This window comes from Klebsiella sp. Q11 (genome assembly GCF_964241505.1).
Lineage (GTDB): Bacteria > Pseudomonadota > Gammaproteobacteria > Enterobacterales > Enterobacteriaceae > Klebsiella > Klebsiella michiganensis.
In genome coordinates this window covers 1-17,755 of the sequence record NZ_CAXSXW010000014.1, presented here as the reverse complement: position 1 = coordinate 17,755, position 17,755 = coordinate 1, and the positions used below count along the sequence as shown (strand labels likewise).

Annotated in this window: 14 protein-coding genes; 6 read left to right on the top strand and 8 right to left on the bottom strand. The window is 57.2% G+C overall.

What is annotated here, in order from left to right; translation table 11 throughout:
• Positions 1-31: 31 nt before the first annotated feature.
• Positions 32-1,264: an L-sorbose 1-phosphate reductase gene (gene sorE, locus ACESQ2_RS20865; RefSeq protein ID WP_025107714.1), complete on the top strand. Its 1,233-nt coding sequence runs from the start codon at positions 32-34 to the stop codon at positions 1,262-1,264.
• Positions 1,257-2,066 carry a shikimate 5-dehydrogenase gene (locus ACESQ2_RS20860; RefSeq protein WP_049071052.1) on the top strand — a complete coding sequence of 270 codons (810 nt, stop codon included), beginning with the start codon at positions 1,257-1,259 and terminating at the stop codon, positions 2,064-2,066. The genes sorE and ACESQ2_RS20860 overlap by 8 nt, the downstream gene beginning before the upstream one ends.
• A 31-nt stretch (positions 2,067-2,097) precedes the next feature.
• Here ACESQ2_RS20860 and ACESQ2_RS20855 read toward each other — a convergent pair whose 3' ends face one another.
• Together ACESQ2_RS20855 and ACESQ2_RS20850 are read right to left on the bottom strand one after the other, a co-directional pair.
• Positions 2,098-2,415: a CcdB family protein gene (locus ACESQ2_RS20855; protein WP_014837118.1), complete on the bottom strand. Its 318-nt coding sequence runs from the start codon at positions 2,413-2,415 to the stop codon at positions 2,098-2,100.
• Positions 2,415-2,708 carry a type II toxin-antitoxin system CcdA family antitoxin gene (locus ACESQ2_RS20850; protein WP_004138471.1) on the bottom strand — a complete coding sequence of 98 codons (294 nt, stop codon included), beginning with the start codon at positions 2,706-2,708 and terminating at the stop codon, positions 2,415-2,417. The genes ACESQ2_RS20855 and ACESQ2_RS20850 overlap by 1 nt, the downstream gene beginning before the upstream one ends.
• Positions 2,709-2,943: 235 nt before the next feature.
• Here ACESQ2_RS20850 and pepE point away from each other — a divergent pair, with 235 nt between their 5' ends.
• On the top strand, positions 2,944-3,633 hold the full coding sequence (pepE, locus tag ACESQ2_RS20845) for a dipeptidase PepE (protein WP_014227515.1): 690 nt from the start codon (positions 2,944-2,946) through the stop codon (positions 3,631-3,633).
• A gap of 482 nt (positions 3,634-4,115) precedes the next feature.
• Here the strand turns inward: pepE and ACESQ2_RS20840 are convergent, their stop codons facing one another.
• Both ACESQ2_RS20840 and metH read right to left on the bottom strand, forming a co-directional pair.
• Positions 4,116-5,747: a Na/Pi cotransporter family protein gene (locus ACESQ2_RS20840; RefSeq protein ID WP_009651734.1), complete on the bottom strand. Its 1,632-nt coding sequence runs from the start codon at positions 5,745-5,747 to the stop codon at positions 4,116-4,118.
• Positions 5,748-5,934: 187 nt separating this feature from the next.
• Positions 5,935-9,618: a methionine synthase gene (metH, locus tag ACESQ2_RS20835; protein ID WP_373171192.1), complete on the bottom strand. Its 3,684-nt coding sequence runs from the start codon at positions 9,616-9,618 to the stop codon at positions 5,935-5,937.
• A 196-nt stretch (positions 9,619-9,814) separates the two neighbouring features.
• Between metH and iclR the strand changes: the two genes are divergently transcribed.
• Together iclR and ACESQ2_RS20825 are read left to right on the top strand one after the other, a co-directional pair.
• Positions 9,815-10,642, top strand: a complete 828-nt coding sequence (gene iclR / locus ACESQ2_RS20830; RefSeq protein ID WP_004097706.1) for a glyoxylate bypass operon transcriptional repressor IclR — start codon at positions 9,815-9,817, stop codon at positions 10,640-10,642.
• Between the two features lie 9 nt (positions 10,643-10,651).
• The gene (locus ACESQ2_RS20825) at positions 10,652-11,056 is read left to right on the top strand and encodes an ASCH domain-containing protein (protein WP_102075981.1); all 405 of its coding nucleotides are present in this window, start codon (positions 10,652-10,654) and stop codon (positions 11,054-11,056) included.
• A 13-nt stretch (positions 11,057-11,069) separates the two neighbouring features.
• On the opposite strand, the gene aceK is transcribed toward ACESQ2_RS20825, so the two are convergent.
• From aceK to metA, 4 genes are all read right to left on the bottom strand, one after another.
• Positions 11,070-12,812 (bottom strand): bifunctional isocitrate dehydrogenase kinase/phosphatase, encoded by a 1,743-nt coding sequence (gene aceK / locus ACESQ2_RS20820; protein WP_032695065.1) that lies wholly within the window; start codon positions 12,810-12,812, stop codon positions 11,070-11,072.
• Between the two features lie 53 nt (positions 12,813-12,865).
• On the bottom strand, positions 12,866-14,170 hold the full coding sequence (gene aceA, locus ACESQ2_RS20815) for an isocitrate lyase (protein WP_004097699.1): 1,305 nt from the start codon (positions 14,168-14,170) through the stop codon (positions 12,866-12,868).
• A gap of 31 nt (positions 14,171-14,201) precedes the next feature.
• A complete protein-coding gene (gene aceB / locus ACESQ2_RS20810; RefSeq protein ID WP_004097698.1) occupies positions 14,202-15,803 on the bottom strand; it encodes a malate synthase A in 1,602 nt (533 codons plus the stop codon).
• Between the two features lie 259 nt (positions 15,804-16,062).
• A complete protein-coding gene (gene metA, locus ACESQ2_RS20805; protein WP_004109666.1) occupies positions 16,063-16,992 on the bottom strand; it encodes a homoserine O-succinyltransferase in 930 nt (309 codons plus the stop codon).
• 156 nt (positions 16,993-17,148) lie between these two features.
• Here metA and ACESQ2_RS20800 point away from each other — a divergent pair, with 156 nt between their 5' ends.
• A complete protein-coding gene (locus tag ACESQ2_RS20800) occupies positions 17,149-17,586 on the top strand; it encodes an acetyltransferase (protein WP_009651731.1) in 438 nt (145 codons plus the stop codon).
• Positions 17,587-17,755: the final 169 nt, after the last annotated feature.

Sequence of the window (17,755 nt, the reverse complement as noted above, 5' to 3'; positions counted from 1 at the left end):
TGCGAAAGATGAAGGGGATGAGGTGGTAAACATGCAAACAACAACAGCCCTGCGGCTCTACGGCAAACGCGATCTGCGCCTGGAAACCTTTGAACTTCCGGCGATGCAGGATGATGAAATTCTCGCCAGGGTGGTCACCGACAGCCTGTGCCTCTCCTCGTGGAAAGAGGCGAACCAGGGCGAGGACCACAAAAAGGTGCCGGACGATGTGGCGACGAACCCAATCATTATCGGCCATGAGTTCTGCGGGGAGATTATCGCCGTCGGCAAAAAGTGGCAGCACAAGTTTCACGCCGGCCAGCGCTATGTGATTCAGGCCAACCTGCAGCTGCCGGATCGCCCGGACTGCCCCGGTTATTCTTTTCCATGGATCGGCGGCGAGGCCACCCACGTGGTGATCCCCAACGAGGTGATGGAACAGGATTGTTTGCTTTCCTGGGAAGGCGATACCTGGTTTGAAGGCTCGCTGGTGGAGCCGCTTTCCTGCGTGATTGGCGCCTTCAACGCCAACTATCATCTGCAGGAAGGCAGCTATAACCATGTGATGGGCATTCGCCCGCAGGGCCGCACGCTGATCCTCGGCGGCACCGGCCCGATGGGGCTACTGGCCATCGACTACGCGCTGCATGGCCCGATCAACCCGGCGCTGCTGGTGGTCACCGATACCAATAAGCCAAAGCTCAGCTATGCGCGCCAGCACTATCCCTCCGAGCCGCAAACGCTGATCCACTATCTGGATGGGCGCGACGCCAGCCGCGAAACGCTGATGGCGCTCTCCGGCGGCCACGGCTTTGACGATATCTTCGTCTTCGTCCCTAACGAACAGCTCATCACCCTGGCATCCTCGCTGCTGGCCCCGGACGGCTGCCTGAACTTTTTTGCCGGCCCGCAGGATAAGCAGTTCAGCGCACCGATCAATTTTTACGATGTGCATTACGCCTTCACCCACTACGTGGGCACCTCCGGCGGCAATACCGACGATATGCGCGCCGCCGTAGCGCTGATGCAGGAGAAAAAGGTGCAGACCGCGAAGGTGGTGACTCATATTCTGGGGCTGAACGCGGCGGGCGCGACCACCCTGGATTTACCGGCGGTAGGCGGCGGTAAGAAGCTGGTTTATACCGGAAAAAACATTCCGCTTACGCCGCTGGGAAACATTAGCGACCCGCAGCTGGCGGCGATTATGGAACGTCACCACGGTATCTGGTCAAAAGAGGCGGAAGAGTATCTTCTGGCCCACGCGGAGGATATTGCTCATGATTGATCGCGATACGCTGTTGTGCATGTCGCTGGCCGGTCGCCCGGGTAACTTCGGCACCCGCTTTCATAACTACCTGTATGAAAAGCTGGGGCTGAACTATATCTATAAAGCGTTTACGACCCAGGATATAGCCGCGGCGGTAAACGGCGTGCGCGCATTAGGCATTCGCGGCTGCGCGGTCTCTATGCCGTTTAAAGAGAGCTGCATAGCGTATCTTGACGCGCTTGCCCCTTCGGCAAAGGCGATTGATTCGGTCAACACCATCGTCAACGACGACGGCAGGCTGACCGGGCTGAATACCGACTATATCGCGGTGAAAAGCCTGATTGACAGCTATCAGCTCGATTCCTCAGCCAAAGTGATGATCCAGGGCAGCGGCGGAATGGGCAAAGCGGTCATCGCCGCCTTCCGCGATGCCGGTTTCCGCGATGTGATTATCGCCGCCCGCCATCGCGAGCGCGGCCTGGCGCTGGCAAAGCAGTACGGTTTTCAGTGGCAGCCCAGGCCGGAGGGAATCGCGGCGGATATTCTGGTTAACGTCACGCCGCTCGGCATGGCGGGCGGCGCGGAAAGCGAAACTCTGGCCTTTAGCCCGACGATGGTGGAACGGGCCGACGTGATATTTGACGTGGTCGCTCTGCCGCCGGAAACCCCGCTCATCAAGCTGGCGCAGAGGCTGGACAAGCGCGTTATCAGCGGCGCGGAGGTGATTGCCCTGCAGGCGGTGGAGCAGTTTGCGCTCTACACCGGCGTGCGTCCGGACGCGGCGCTGGTCGCTGAAGCCGCGGCCTTTGCCAGAGGATAAGGGCAAAACGGAGAGCGCCAGGGAGGGCGCTCTAATAACCGTTGATCAGAAAGTCGATTGCATCGCGCAGCGCAGCCCTGTCCGCCGTCAAATCAGCAACCCGCTTGCCCAGTTCTTTCTGCGGTAAACCCGCCATCATATGCGTCATCACAATATAAGTTTGACCGGCAATCGTAATCACGGGACAAATTTTGGTCGGAGGCTGGGTATCAGGTAGTTGGTTTTGTTCTATCACAGGGGCAACCAGGATATGCTTCAGGACATTCGCGACCGGATGCTGCAGGTTGATTAAATAAGGGAAAACCTTTTTACCGCTTCCCGTATTCTCATAAGCGCAATATTGTTCCATCAGAACGGCCTTTGAAAATCACTAAACGAACCGTTTTCTTCTACCCATTGGTTAATCGTATCGATCGATTTCTTATTGTCTCGTAACCACTCTTCACGTTTGTGCTCACGAAATTTCTCAAGTAAAGCTTCCGTTAAAACCGCCGAAATGTTGATTTTAAGTTTACGCGCCTCTTCCAGGATTTCAGGCGAAAGCGAGACATTGACTGATTTTTTAACGTTCGACGTAGTGCGCATGATAGCCCCCATGGTAATGCGCATGACATGCCTCAGATTAGCGTAATAAACGAGCATTTTCTATTCTTTGCCTGTGAATCATCAACGTAAAACTAAGCGGTTCCCGCTAACCTGTCACGCCCGGTAGAGTCAGTCTGCGAGGCACTTTCCAGATTAATTCAGAGAGTCGCTGCGCCAATAATCACCGTTCCGCTTTGCTCAGCGCGTCCCAGCGTGAGCCACGTCAGCAAGCGGTAAGATATCCTGTGATAACATCTCTGCCCGAATAATCATCTGGTCAAATGGAGAAATAATGGAACTGCTGCTATTGAGTAACTCAACGCTGCCGGGCAAAGCCTGGCTGGAACATGCGCTGCCGACCATTGCCGGGCAGCTAAATGGCCGCCGTTCTGCGGTATTCATCCCTTTTGCCGGGGTGACGCAAACCTGGGATGATTACACCGCGAAAACCGCCGCCGTCTTCAGCCCAATGGGCGTTACGGTTACCGGTATTCACAGCGTCGCGGACCCGGTGTCGGCGATTGAGAATGCGGAGATAGTTATCGTCGGCGGCGGCAATACCTTTCAGCTGCTGAAAGAGTGCCGCGAACGCGGCCTGCTGGCGCCGATGGTGGATGTGGTGAAGCGCGGGGCGCTGTATATCGGCTGGAGCGCGGGCGCTAACCTGGCCTGCCCGACGATTCGCACCACTAACGATATGCCGATTGTCGACCCTAACGGTTTTGCTGCGCTGGGGCTGTTCCCGCTGCAAATTAACCCGCATTTCACCAACGCGCTGCCGGAAGGCCATAAAGGCGAGACCCGCGAACAGCGGATCCGCGAGCTGCTGGTGGTTGCGCCAGAGCTGACGATTATCGGCCTGCCGGAAGGCAACTGGATACAGGTGACGCAGGGCCACGCTACCCTTGGCGGCCCGAATCCAACGCTGGTATTCAGAGCCGGAGAAGACGCGGTGACCCTCAACGCCGGTCATCGTTTCTAAACCCCGTGCGCACGTTTCCCGGAGGCGGCGCTGCGCGCCTGTCCGGGCTACCATCCCGCAGACGGTGAAGAACTCGTAGCCCGGGCAAGGCGCTCTGCGCCGTCCCCGGGAGCAAAGCGCAGAGTGGCATAATTACCCGGAGGCGATGCTGCGCGCCTGTCCGGGCTACCATCCCGCAGACGGTGGAGAACTCGTAGCCCGGGCAAGGCGCTCTGCGCCGCCCCCGGGAGCAAAGCGCAGAGTGGCATAATTACCCGGAGGCGATGCTGCGCATCTGTCCGGGCTACCATCCCGCAGACGGTGGAGATCTCGTAGCCCGGGCAAGGCGCTCTGCGCCGTCCCCGGGAGCAAAGCGCAGAGTGGCATAATTCCCCGGAGGCGATGCTGCGCATCTGTCCGGGCTACCATCCCGCAGACCGCGGTATACCTGTAGCCCGGCTAAGCGCAGCGCGAGCCGGGGATGTCAGGCGGCACATCAGCGCTTAATAATCATCGCGCTCATCGTCCTCATCCGGCTGCTCCATCACGCTATAGGCCACCGAGCAGAACAGTGAATTCAGACGCTTCATATCGCCCAGCAGCGCCAGGTGCAGCGTACTGGTCTCAATACTCTGCACGTTTTGCTGATGCAGGCGGTCAACGTGGGCATGCGAGTAGCGACGGTTCATGATACGAAAACGATGCTTGCTGCGGCGCAGGCGGCGGGCGCTCGGCACGTCGCCGGAGAAGAAGACCGACATCGCCAGCTGCAGATTGCTGAGCAGCTGCTCGTAGAGGGCATCCAGCTCTTTTAATCCCTCCATGGAGAACGCGCGCCGCGCGGCCAGCGATTTATCGGCGATCTCGCTGCCCATTCTTTCGACGATATCCGAAGCCTGCTCGAGGTTAAGCGCCATTTCGATAATTTCCGCCCAGCGGCGGGACTCCTCATCCGCCAGCTCCTCTTTCGGCATCCGCGCCAGATAGAGCTTAATGGCGGTGTAAAGTACGTTGATATCGTCCGCCATCCGCCGCAGCTCTTTCTCCTCACGCGGCTCGCCGTGCATCACTTTATGCAGGCTTTCCAGCATCTGCTCCATGGCATCGCCAATACGCAGGGTTTCGCGGGCGGCATTGGCCAGCGCCAGGGCGGGCGTATCCAGCGCCGAAGTATCAAGATGCTTCGGCTTCAGCCGCGCGTCCAGCTCGGGCTCATCGCGAATCAGACGCTTACAGAGGTTAGCCATGGGGCCGGCAAACGGCACCATGGCGATACAGCGGATCAGGTTGTAGAAGACGTGGAAATAGATAACCAGTTCGGATTTTTGCAGCGGAAGCTCATCCATGACGTTTGCCAACAGATGCACAAACGGCAGGATAATCAGGCTACCCACCAGCTTAAACAGCAGGCTGCCGAGCGCCACGCGGCGCGCGGCGGCATTGGCGCCGCTGTTGTTTAGCATGGCCAGCAGCCCGGATCCGAGGTTGGCGCCGATCACCAGGCACAGCGCCACCGGAAACGAAATCACGCCGGTGGCGGTTAACGTTGCGGTCAGCAGCACCGCTGCCAGGCTTGAATAGCTGATGATGGCAAACACCGCGCCGATCAGCGCATCCAGCATAATATCGCCGGTCAACGAGGCAAAAATCACCTGCACGCCGTTAGCCTGGGTGATGGGATGCACCGCCTGAACGATCAGCTCCAGCGCCAGCAGAATCAAGCCCAGACCAATCCCCACGCGCCCGAGCTGGCCCGCGCGCGTTTGCTTGCGCCCAAGGAAGAAAATCACGCCGATAAAAATCAGCAGCGGCGAAAGCCAGGACAGATCGAAGGTCAGCACCCTCGCCATCAGCGCGGTACCGACGTCAGCGCCCAGCACCATCACCAGCGCAGGGGCCAGCGCCACCAGATCCTGAGCGACAAAAGAGGTGACCAGCATGGTGGTGGCGTTGCTGCTCTGCACCAGCGCGGTAACGCCGATCCCCGCGCAGAAGGCGAGCGGTTTTTTCTCCACGCTGCTGCTGAGCACGCTTCGCAGACGAGCGCCGTAGACGCGCATCACGCCGGTACGGACGATATGGGTGCCCCACACCAGTAGGGCGACGGCGGACAACAGGTGTAGCAGAGTTAACACGGAATCAGCTTCTCCTTATATTTATTCGTTCCCGAAACTCATAAACCGTTACAGGCCGGATAGCGCTTCGCTTATCCGACGGCAACGATCGCAAGCTTCCTTCAGTATAAGGGTTTACGCACAATAAAGAGACAGGGCGCTCATTGAGCGCCCTGTTAGTTGTAAGGAAAGATAACGGTTTGGTGGATCAGTCGGCATCGTAACCGAGGTTCGGCGCCAGCCAGCGCTCCACTTCCGCCACACTCATCCCCTTACGCAACGCATAGTCTTCCACCTGGTCGCGCTGAATTTGCGCTACCGCGAAGTATTTGCTGTCCGGATGGCTGAAGTACCAGCCGGAAACCGACGCGCCGGGCCACATGGCAAAAGATTCCGTCAGCTTCATGCCGGTGCGTTTTTCCACCTCCAGCAGTTCCCAGATCGTCGCCTTTTCGGTGTGCTCCGGGCAGGCCGGATAGCCCGGCGCCGGGCGAATTCCCTGGTAGTTCTCGCGGATCAGCTCCTCGTTGCTGAGGTTTTCGTTCGCCGCATAGCCCCAGTAAACCTTACGCACCCGCTCATGCAGATATTCGGCAAAGGCTTCCGCCAGGCGGTCGGCAATCGCCTTCACCATAATCTTGTTGTAGTCATCGTGCTGCGCTTCGTAGGCGTCGGCCAGCGCGTCTTCCTCAAGGCCGCCGGTCACCGCAAAGGCGCCGATATAGTCCGCCTTCCCCGACAGCTTCGGCGCGACAAAATCCGCCAGGCAGTAGTTGGCAAAGCCGACTTTCTCCGTCTGCTGGCGCAGATGATGCCCCACCGTCAGCACGTGAGTCCGGGTTTCATCGCGATAAATTTCAACATCGTCGCCGACGCGGTTAGCCGGGAACAGCCCCACCACGCCGCGCGGATTCAGGGCCTTCCCGGCGCTGAGCTTATCCAGCAGTTCGTTGGCGTCTTTGAACAGGCGCTGCGCCTCTTCGCCGACCACTTCATCTTCCAGAATGCGCGGATACTTACCGGCCAGCGACCAGGTCATAAAGAACGGCGTCCAGTCGATATAGTTACGCAGGGTTTCGATACTGGCCTCAACCTCATGCACGCCCAGACGATGGGCCACCGGCGGGGTGTAGCTTGCCCAGTCAAAGGCCAGGTCGTTATCGCGCGCGGCCTCCAGCGTGACCGGCGGGGTGCGCGGCTTTTTACGCCCGTGCTGAATACGTACCGTTTCGTACTCTTTGCGGGTACGGGCGACAAAATCATCGCGCTGGCTATCGGACAGCAGCGCGGCGACCACGCCAACGGTGCGCGAGGCGTTCTGCACGTAGACCGTCGGCCCGCTGTAGTTCTGCTCGATTTTCACCGCCGTATGCGCTTTCGAGGTGGTTGCGCCGCCAATCAGCAGCGGAATAGTAAAGCCCTGACGCTCCATCTCCTTCGCCACGTTGACCATCTCATCCAGCGACGGCGTAATCAGCCCGGAGAGGCCAATCAGGTCGGCGTTAACCTCGCGGGCGGTTTTCAGGATTTTATCCGCAGGCACCATCACGCCAAGGTCGACGATTTCGTAGTTGTTACACTGCAGCACCACGCCGACAATATTCTTGCCGATGTCGTGAACGTCACCCTTCACGGTGGCGATGACCATCTTGCCGTTGCTGGAACCTTTCTCTTTGCTGGCCTCAATATAGGGTTCGAGGTAGGCCACCGCCTGCTTCATCACGCGGGCGGATTTCACCACCTGCGGCAGGAACATTTTCCCTTCACCGAACAGGTCGCCGACCACGTTCATGCCGTCCATCAGCGGCCCTTCGATAACCTCAATCGGACGCGCGGCCTGCTGGCGGGCTTCTTCGGTATCGAGCTCGATAAATTCGGTAATGCCTTTAACCAGCGAGTATTCGAGGCGCTTTTTGACGTCCCAGCTGCGCCATTCCGCCTGCTGAGCGTTGGCGGTATCGTCGGTTTTGCTGCCGCGATACTTTTCCGCCAGATCGAGCAGGCGTTCGGTGCCGTCATCGCGGCGGTTCAGAATCACATCTTCAACCGCATCGCGCAGCTCGGCGGGAAGGTCGTCGTAAATCGCCAGCTGGCCGGCGTTAACGATGCCCATGTCCATGCCGTTGCGGATGGCGTAGTAGAGGAATACCGCGTGAATCGCCTCGCGCACCGGGTCATTGCCGCGGAACGAGAACGACACGTTAGAGACGCCGCCGGAGATCAGCGCGTGCGGCAGTTCGCGTTTGATATCTTCGCAGGCGCCGATAAAGTCCTGGGCATAGTTGTTGTGCTCTTCAATCCCGGTCGCCACGGCGAAAATATTCGGGTCAAAGATGATGTCTTCCGGCGGGAAGCCCACCTCTTCGGTGAGAATTTTGTACGCCCGGCGGCAAATTTCAATTTTCCGCTCGCGGGTATCGGCCTGGCCCACTTCATCAAAGGCCATCACCACGACGGCGGCGCCGTAGCGGCGCACCTTTTTCGCATGCTGGATAAACGGCTCAACGCCCTCTTTCATCGAGATGGAGTTAACGATGCCTTTACCCTGAATACACTTCAGACCCTTTTCGATGACCTCCCATTTGGAGGAGTCGATCATAATCGGCACGCGGGCGATATCCGGCTCACCGGCGATCAGGTTGAGGAAACGCGTCATCGCCGCTTCGGCGTCGAGCATCCCCTCATCCATATTGATATCGATAATCTGCGCGCCGCTTTCCACCTGCTGGCGTGCCACATCCAGCGCTTCGTTATATTTTTCTTCTTTAATCAGGCGTTTGAATTTTGCCGAGCCGGTAACGTTGGTGCGTTCGCCGACGTTCACAAACAGGCTGTCATCGCCGATATTCAGCGGCTCAAGGCCGGAAAGACGACAGGCGACGGGGATTTCCGGCAGCTGGCGCGGCGGCAGGCCGGCGACCGCGCGGCTCATGGCGGCGATATGTTCCGGCGTGGTACCGCAGCAGCCGCCGACAATATTCAGGAATCCGGCTTCAGCCCATTCGCGAATTTGCGCCGCCATCGTGTCGGCGTCGAGGTCGTATTCGCCAAAGGCGTTCGGCAGACCGGCGTTCGGGTGGGCGGTAACGTAGCATTCGGCGATACGCGACAGCTCCTGCACGTACTGGCGCAGCTCATCCGGCCCCAGGGCGCAGTTGAGGCCAAACGTCAGCGCATCGGCGTGGCGCAGCGAGTTATAAAAGGCTTCGGTGGTCTGGCCGGACAGCGTGCGCCCGGAGGCGTCGGTGATGGTGCCGGAGATCATAATCGGCAGATCGACTCCCAGCGCTTCAAACTCCTCTTTAACCGCAAAGATCGCCGCTTTGGCGTTGAGGGTATCGAACACCGTCTCAATCAGAATCAGATCCGCCCCGCCTTCCACCAGCGCTTTGGTGGATTCACGATAGGCTTCCACCAGCCCGTCAAAGGTGATGTTGCGGAAGGCCGGGTCGTTGACGTCGGGAGAAATGGACGCCGTGCGGTTAGTCGGGCCGAGGACCCCTGCGACGTAGCGCGGTTTTTCCGGCGTGCGTGCGGTCCAGGCATCGGCGCTGGCGCGGGCCAGTTTCGCCGCCACAAAGTTGATTTCCGCCGACAGGGATTCCATCTGGTAATCCGCCATCGCGATGGTCGTCGAGTTAAAGGTGTTGGTTTCAATGATATCCGCCCCGGCCGCAAAATAGGCATCGTGGATAGCGGTTATCACATCCGGCTTGCTGAGAACCAGCAGGTCGTTGTTGCCCTTCAGGTCGCAGGGCCAGTCGGCAAAGCGCTCGCCGCGAAAGTCCTGCTCACTCAGATGGTAGCTCTGGATCATGGTGCCCATGCCCCCATCCAGAACCAAAATACGTGCTTTTAACTGCTGATGCAGTTGCTCAACTTTGCTGCTCACACTCGCTCCCGACAACGCTCAACCAGACCGAAAAAACTCAACAGACCATACTGGCACAAACCGAAGGGGTGGAAAAGAGAACAGCGGGCAAGATGAGACATGTTCAGCTTCACTCATCCGATCAGTCGGGTAGTGATTGCATTATCGCCAAATAAAACGAAAATAATTTCCACGATACAGAAAAAAGGAGTCCGCGATGGCGACCCCCGCTCCCGCAAAACGCGGCAGAAAACCTGCCTCCCCCGCCGCCGCTCCGGCCGGCGGGCAAGTTCAGTCCCTGACCCGCGGACTGAAGCTGCTCGAATGGATTGCTGAATCCCACGGCAGCGTGGCGCTGACCGAACTGGCCCAGCAGGCCGGCCTGCCTAACTCCACGACTCACCGCCTGCTGACGACCATGCAGCAGCTGGGTTTTGTTCGTCAGGTCGGTGAGCTGGGCCACTGGTCGGTGGGCGCCCATGCTTTCGTCGTCGGCAGCAGCTTCCTGCAAAGCCGTAATCTGTTGGCGATCGTCCATCCGATTTTGCGTCAGCTGATGGAAGATTCCGGTGAAACGGTTAACCTCGCGGTGCTTGACCAGAGCGATCATCAGGCGATTATTATCGATCAGGTGCAGTGTACGCAGCTGATGCGTATGTCGGCACCGATTGGCGGTAAGCTGCCGATGCACGCTTCCGGCGCCGGAAAGGCGTTTCTGTCGCAGCTAAGCGAAGAGCAGGTTACCGGCCTGCTGCACCGTCAAGGTCTGCACGCTTATACCCATGCCACCCTGGTATCGCCGGTACATCTGAAAGAGGACCTGGCCCAGACGCGTAAGCGCGGCTACTCGTTTGATGACGAAGAACACGCGCTGGGCCTGCGCTGCGTGGCATCGTGCATTTATGATGAACATCGTGAGCCGTTCGCCGCCATCTCCATTTCCGGGCCCATTTCCCGTATTACTGATGACCGCGTGACCGAGTTCGGCGCGATGGTGATTAAGGCGGCGAAAGAAGTGACGCTGGCCTACGGCGGAGTGCGCTAAATGAGCGATCTGAAATCCTACTGGCAGGATAAATACCCTTCTGCTTTCTGCTGGTCTTTCGGCGATTCACCGGCGCTGGCCGACGAGCTGGCTGCCCTGGTTATCGCCGGGAAGAAGCGCGGCACCTGCGGTTCGCTTGCCAGCTATCAGCAGGAGCAGCCGCCCGTGACGCCGGGGGCGTATCACATTGTGCTGGACGGCAAAGGGAAAGCCGTCTGCGTGATACGCACCCTGTCCCTCAGGCTCATTCGTTTTAACGAAATGAGCCCTGAGCTCGCCGCGCTGGAGGGCGAAGGTGATTTGAGCCTCGCTTACTGGCAATCGGCGCATCAGGCATTCTTTGAACGCGAAGGTACCTGGGCGCCGGATATGGAGCTGGTGTACGAAGAATTTGCCGTTATCGAAGCAGCCTGAAGCAGGCCATCGGCTATCCCGCCTGCTTCAGGTCGCCGTAGCGCACGCTAAAACGCTGACGGCGGCGATAGGCGTAGACGTCTTCCACGTGGCCGTTGCGGATACGCGTTTGCAGCTCCCGCCAGTAGTCGGCGCGCAGCAGGTCGGCGTGCATCTCTTCAAATAGCGGTCCGATGCGCGGGTCAGCGCACAGCCAGTGGCGAAACTCTTCCGGAAAAACATCGCCAGGCGAGACGCTATACCAGGGCTCGCTGGCAAGCTCATCCTCCGGGTAGCGCGCCGGCGGGATCTCGCGGAAATTCACCTCCGTCATATAGCAAATTTCATCGTAATCGTAGAACACCACCCGGCCGTGACGCGTGACGCCAAAGTTTTTAAATAGCATATCGCCGGGGAAAATGTTGGCGGCGGCCAGCTGACGAATGGCGTTGCCGTACTCCTCTACCGCATCGCGCAGCGCCGGACCGTCCACCTGCTCCAGCCAGATATTCAGCGGCACCATCCGCCGCTCGATATAAAGATGGCTGATCGCAATCCGATCGCCGAGATCGGTAATTTTCGCTCCGGCTTCGGTTTGTAACAGGGCCATAAGTTCGGGCGCAATTTGCCGTTTCTCCAGGACGAAGTTCTCAAACTCCTGGGTATCGGCCATCCTTCCCACGCGGTCGTGCTCTTTGACCAGCTGATAGCAGGCGCGCACGTGGGCGGCGGTCATCTCTTTCTGCGGCGCAAAGCGGTCCTTGATGACTTTAAATACCCGATCAAATCCCGGCAAAGTAAACACCAGCATCACCATGCCGCGAATCCCCGGCGCTTCAATAAATTGCTCATCGCTGCGGGAAATATAGTGCAGGTATTCCCGATAGCTCTCGGTTTTCGCATGCTTCTGGCAGCCAATCGCCATGTACAGTTCAGCGGTGGTTTTCCCCGGGAGAATCTCGCGCAGCCACTCGACCAGCGCGCCGGGCAGCGGCGCGTAAACCATAAAATAGGAGCGGGCGAAGCCAAAAACGATGCTGGCTTCGGCATGCGTCGTCAGACAGGCGTCGACAAACAATTCGCCTTCATCGGTGCGATGGATTGGCAGAAGAAAAGGCAGCGTCGCCATCGGCGTAACCAGTTTGCCTACCAGCCAGGCCGCCTTATTGCGGTAAAACAGTTCATTCGCCACCTGCAGGTGCGACCGGGAAAGCAGCTCGCTGCCGAGCGCCTCCTGCAGGCAAGCGGTGATATAACCGATATCGCGCGCGCTGTTTTGCCACGGCAGACGGAGAGGAAGATCGGATAACACTTTGCGTAATAGCGTGTCCCAGCCGCGCTCGGGGAAGAAATCTTTGGCCAGCGGGCGCGGGATGGCGCGTAAGCGCCGCTCTGGCTGAGAGCTGAAAATAAAAAGCCGCTCGGGAGTCAGCGAGCGGTGGTCAAACAACCGGCAATAAACGGAATTGAAAAAGCTCTCCGCAATTTCGAAACGAGGGTAATCCGGCAGCAGGTGGGTATAGTGTTCTTTTACCCGCAGCAAAAAATCGGTATCGGTATTTTTACCATCGGTAATGCAGCGCAGCTGCTCGACGACCAGGCCGACATGGTGATCGTAGAGATGAATACGCTGCTTCATCGCCTGCTGGACGGCATGCCAGTCAGCCTGTTCAAAGCGCTGCTGGGCGCCGGAAGTCACTTCAAGAAAACGACCGTACTGGGCGTCAAAACCCTGCAAAATAGTTTGAGCAATCAATAATTCCAGGCCACGCGTCATCTCTTCCCCCTCACCCATCCCTCTCCCCCGGAGAGAGGGAGAGGGGGAAATTATCAGAACTGATCTTCTTCTGTAGAGCCGGTTAACGCCGTGACTGATGAGGCTCCGCCCTGGATAATGGTGGTGACCTTATCGAAGTAGCCGGTGCCGACCTCCTGCTGATGAGAGACAAAGGTGTAGCCATCTTTAGCCGCCGCGAACTCCGGCTGCTGGACCTTCTCAACGTAGTGCTTCATCCCCTCGCCCTGGGCGTAGGCGTGGGCCAGGTCGAACATGTTGAACCACATGCTGTGAATACCGGCCAGGGTGATGAACTGATACTTGTAGCCCATATCCGACAGCTGCTGCTGGAAGCTGGCAATGGTTTTATCATCCAGCTTTTTCTGCCAGTTAAACGACGGCGAGCAGTTGTAGGCCAGCAGTTTGCCCGGATATTTCGCGTGGATCGCGTCGGCAAAGCGCTTCGCCAGCTCAAGGTCCGGGGTAGAGGTTTCACACCACACCAGGTCGGCATAGGGCGCGTAGGCCAGCCCGCGGCTGATGGCCTGTTCGATACCGGCATGGGTACGGAAGAAACCTTCGCTGGTACGGTCGCCGGTAATGAACTGGCGATCGTAAGGATCGCAGTCTGAGGTAATTAAATCCGCCGCATCGGCGTCAGTGCGAGCGATCACCAGCGTCGGCACGCCCATGACGTCCGCCGCCAGACGCGCGGCGACCAGTTTCTGAATCGCCTCTTGCGTGGGGACCAGCACTTTGCCGCCCATATGGCCGCATTTTTTCACCGATGCCAGCTGGTCTTCGAAGTGTACGGCCGCTGCACCGGCCTCAATCATCGATTTCATCAGCTCAAACGCATTAAGCACGCCGCCAAACCCCGCTTCCGCGTCGGCGACGATCGGCAGGAAATAATCGGTATAACGCGGATCGTTCGGCTCAATACCCGCAGACCACTGGATCTGATCCGCGCGGCGGAAGCTGTTGTTGATCCGATCGACCACGGCCGGTACCGAGTTCGCCGGATAGAGCGATTGATCCGGATACATGCTGGAGGCCAGGTTGGCGTCCGCTGCGACCTGCCAGCCGGAAAGATAAATCGCTTCAATGCCCGCTTTCGCCTGCTGCAGCGCCTGGCCGCCGGTCAGCGCGCCCAGGCTGTTGACGTAGCCTTTTTTCGCTTCCCCGTGCAGCAGTCGCCACATCTTTGCCGCGCCCAGCTGCGCCAGAGTACATTCCGGGTTGACCGAGCCGCGCAGCTTCACCACATCTTCGGCGCTGTATGGGCGAGTAATGCCTTCCCAGCGCGGATTCGTCCACTCTTTGTTTAATTCTTCGATTTGTTGGGTACGGGTTTTCATGTGCAGATGCTCCATATTGTTGTGTGGTGAATTAGGCCAGAAGGCGGTAGCCCGGCAGGGTTAAGAAATCGATCAGCTCGTCGGAGGTGGTGATCTGTTCCATCAGGCGAGCGGCTTCATCAAAACGCCCGCTGCTGTAGCGGTGCTCGCCCAGTTCGTCCTGAATCACCCGCATCTCTTCAGCCAGCCACTGGCGGAATAGCGCTTTGGTAACCGGTGTGCCGTTACTGAGGGTTTTCTCATGGTGGATCCATTGCCAGATAGAGGTACGGGAGATTTCCGCCGTCGCCGCATCTTCCATCAGGCCATAAATCGGTACGCAGCCGTTGCCGGAAATCCACGCCTCGATGTACTGCACCGCCACGCGAATGTTGGCGCGCATGCCCTCTTCGGTTCGTTCGCCCTCGCAGGGGGCCAGCAGCTGTTCAGCGGTAATCGGCGCATCGTCTTCGCGGGTAACGGACAGCTGATTTTTGTTCTCGCCCAGTACGCCGTTAAAGACGGCCATCGCGGTGTCAGCCAGCCCGGGATGCGCGATCCAGGTACCGTCATGGCCGTTATTCGCCTCCAGCGATTTGTCCGCTTTTACCTTGTTCAGCACCTGGTTGTTTCGCTCGGCATCTTTGCTCGGAATAAAGGCCGCCATGCCGCCCATCGCAAACGCGCCGCGCCTGTGGCAGGTCTTAATCAACAATCGCGAGTAGGCGCTGAGGAAAGGCTTGTCCATCGTCACCACCTGACGGTCCGGCAGAACGCGATCCGGATGATTCTTCAGCGTTTTGATATAGCTGAAGATGTAGTCCCAGCGCCCGCAGTTCAGACCCACAATATGGTCGCGCAGGGCGTGTAAAATTTCGTCCATCTGGAATACGGCGGGCAGCGTTTCGATCAGCAGCGTGGCTTTGATGGTGCCGCGCGGCAGCTCAAAACGGTCTTCCGTAAAGCTAAATACTTCACTCCACCACGCGGCTTCCTGCCAGGCCTGAGTCTTCGGCAGATAGAAATAGGGGCCGCTGCCTTTTTCCAGTAACGCTTTGTAGTTGTGGAAGAAATAGAGGGCGAAGTCGAACAGACTGCCGGGAATCGCTTCCCTGCGCCACGTCACGTGTTTTTCCGGCAGATGCAGACCGCGCACGCGGCAGATCAGCAGCGCCGGGTTCGGCTTGAGCTGATAAATCTTGCCGGCTTCATTGGTGTAGCTGATGGTGCCGTTAACCGCATCGCGCAGGTTAATTTGCCCATCAATGACTTTGCTCCATTCGGGCGCCAGTGAGTCTTCGAAATCCGCCATAAAGACTTTTACATTCGCATTGAGCGCATTGATGACCATCTTGCGCTCTACCGGACCGGTAATTTCTACCCGCCGATCCTGCAAATCGTCCGGAATGCCGCGGATCGTCCAATCACCGTTACGAATGGAAGCTGTTTCCGAAATAAAATCTGGAAGCTTGCCGTTATCAATTGCCTGCTGCTGCTGGATACGCGCGGCCAGGAGTTTATTGCGCTCAGGCGTAAAGCGGCGCACCAGCTCGGTCAGAAATTCTACGGCCTCAGGCGTTAAGATTTGCTTCTCCTGGTCGCCATATGGCTGGCTAAAAGCCAGTTCGTCAGTGATTGTCGCCTGCTGCGTCATGTGCTGCTCCTCTTGGTTAATCCAGTTGGCGCGAACGTAAGATCGTTGTGTAGTTTTCGTTCAGCACAATTAAGACTACGCATTTATTTTTCAAAATCAAAAACAATTTCCATTTTTAATTTAATTATCGTTTAACCTATTGATAACAATATAAATAAAGTTTAATTACAATATGAGCTGCGTTTCGGAAATAAAAAAGGCACCCGAAGGTGCCAGAGGCAAAATGCTGAAACGCTTTAGGATCGCGTTGTGTAGAAGATTAATCCAGAGTCGGATTCATATGGCGTAGATCGTATGGCGTGATCTGGTAGACGTAATAATTCAGCCAGTTGATAAACAGCAAATTGCCATGGCTTCGCCAGGTGGCGCGCGGTTTGTTCTGCGGATCGTTCTGCGGGAAATAATTATGTGGAACCTGCGGATCGAGACCCGCTTCCACATCGCGGAAGAACTCGCTGGCCAGGGTGTTCGCGTCATATTCCGGGTGACCGGTCACGAAGGCGATGCGCTTATCTTTGCTGGCGAACAGGTAGGCGTCGCCCTCTTCCGTTTCCGCCAGGATCTCGAGGTCGGTGTAGTCGCGTATCAGCGCCGCCGGGAAATCGGCATAGCGCGAGTGCGGGGCCAGAAAGCTATCGTCAAAGCCGCGGGTTAACAAGGCATGAGGTTGCAGGATATGGTGTTCGTAGACCCCGGAAATCTTCTCAGAGCGGGTCTGTTTAGGGATACCGTAGAGGATATTGAGGGCTGCCTGTACCGCCCAACAGACAAACAGCGTTGAGGTAACATGATCTTTAGCCCATTCCAGCACCTGTTTTATCTGCGGCCAGTAGGCAACGTCATTAAATTCAACCAAACCTAAAGGTGCACCGGTAACAATCAGGCCATCAAAGTTCTGATCGCAAATATCTTCAAAGTTGCAGTAGAAGTTGTTCAGGTGTTCCGCCGGAGTATTACGTGATTCGCGGGCATCGATGCGCAACAGCTGGATATCAAGCTGCAGAGGAGAGTTGGAAAGCAGTCGCAAAAACTGATTCTCAGTCTCGATTTTCTTCGGCATCAGATTAAGGATGAGCACCTTCAGCGGGCGGATTTCCTGAGTCGTCGCGCGAGTTGTCGTCATCACAAAGACGTTTTCATTACGCAAGAAATTGACGGCCGGTAGCTCGTCCTGCACCCGAATTGGCATAACTTTATTACCTCATAGCATACGTATAAACGTTTAGACATCCAGACAGCTGAAGATACCCAGGAATAAGGTGAATGTCGAGCCTGCAAGTGCAGGGTGAGAAAATTTCACGGAGACATTTGAGTTAGAATATAAGAACAAATAAAAGGAGCAAATATGGTTATTAGTATCCGCCGTTCACGGCATGATGAAGGGAAAAAACTGATTGCGATCTGGCGTCGGTCGGTCGATGCAACGCACGATTTTTTATCAAAAGAGTATAGAGCGGAACTGGAAGATCTGGTGAGCGCGTTTTTACCCGAAGCGCCGCTGTGGGTCGCGGTGACGGAGAAAGACGAGCCGGTCGCCTTTATGCTGCTTACGGGGGAACATATGGATGCGCTATTCGTTGACCCTACGGTCCGCGGCTGCGGCGTGGGTAAGCTGTTGATTGAACACGCGCTGACGTTAGCGCCCAAACTGACGACCAACGTTAATGAGCAGAATGAACAAGCGGTCGGATTTTATAAGAAGATGGGCTTTAAGGTGACAGGCCGTTCTGAGACGGACGATCTTGGAAAACCCTATCCGTTATTGAATTTGGTACATGAGTAATGAAGTAAGACCGGATAAGGGTAACCGCTGTCCGGTCGGTTCAGACGACAAAAACGCAAAAAGCCCATCCGTCAGGATGGGCTCTTCACTTGTTTGATGCCTGGCAGTTCCCTACTCTCACATGGGGAGACCCCACACTACCATCGGCGCTACGGCGTTTCACTTCTGA

Coding starts and splice junctions, on each gene's coding strand:
- ACESQ2_RS20860 (WP_049071052.1), top strand. CDS start 1,257: ATGATTGATCGCGATACGCTGTTGTGCATGTCGCTGGCCGGTCGCCCG.
- ACESQ2_RS20800 (WP_009651731.1), top strand. CDS start 17,149: ATGGTTATTAGTATCCGCCGTTCACGGCATGATGAAGGGAAAAAACTG.
- aceA (WP_004097699.1), bottom strand. CDS start 14,170: ATGAAAACCCGTACCCAACAAATCGAAGAATTAAACAAAGAGTGGACG.
- ACESQ2_RS20850 (WP_004138471.1), bottom strand. CDS start 2,708: ATGCTCGTTTATTACGCTAATCTGAGGCATGTCATGCGCATTACCATG.
- ACESQ2_RS20855 (WP_014837118.1), bottom strand. CDS start 2,415: ATGGAACAATATTGCGCTTATGAGAATACGGGAAGCGGTAAAAAGGTT.
- pepE (WP_014227515.1), top strand. CDS start 2,944: ATGGAACTGCTGCTATTGAGTAACTCAACGCTGCCGGGCAAAGCCTGG.
- iclR (WP_004097706.1), top strand. CDS start 9,815: ATGGCGACCCCCGCTCCCGCAAAACGCGGCAGAAAACCTGCCTCCCCC.
- metA (WP_004109666.1), bottom strand. CDS start 16,992: ATGCCAATTCGGGTGCAGGACGAGCTACCGGCCGTCAATTTCTTGCGT.
- aceB (WP_004097698.1), bottom strand. CDS start 15,803: ATGACGCAGCAGGCGACAATCACTGACGAACTGGCTTTTAGCCAGCCA.
- sorE (WP_025107714.1), top strand. CDS start 32: ATGCAAACAACAACAGCCCTGCGGCTCTACGGCAAACGCGATCTGCGC.
- aceK (WP_032695065.1), bottom strand. CDS start 12,812: ATGACGCGTGGCCTGGAATTATTGATTGCTCAAACTATTTTGCAGGGT.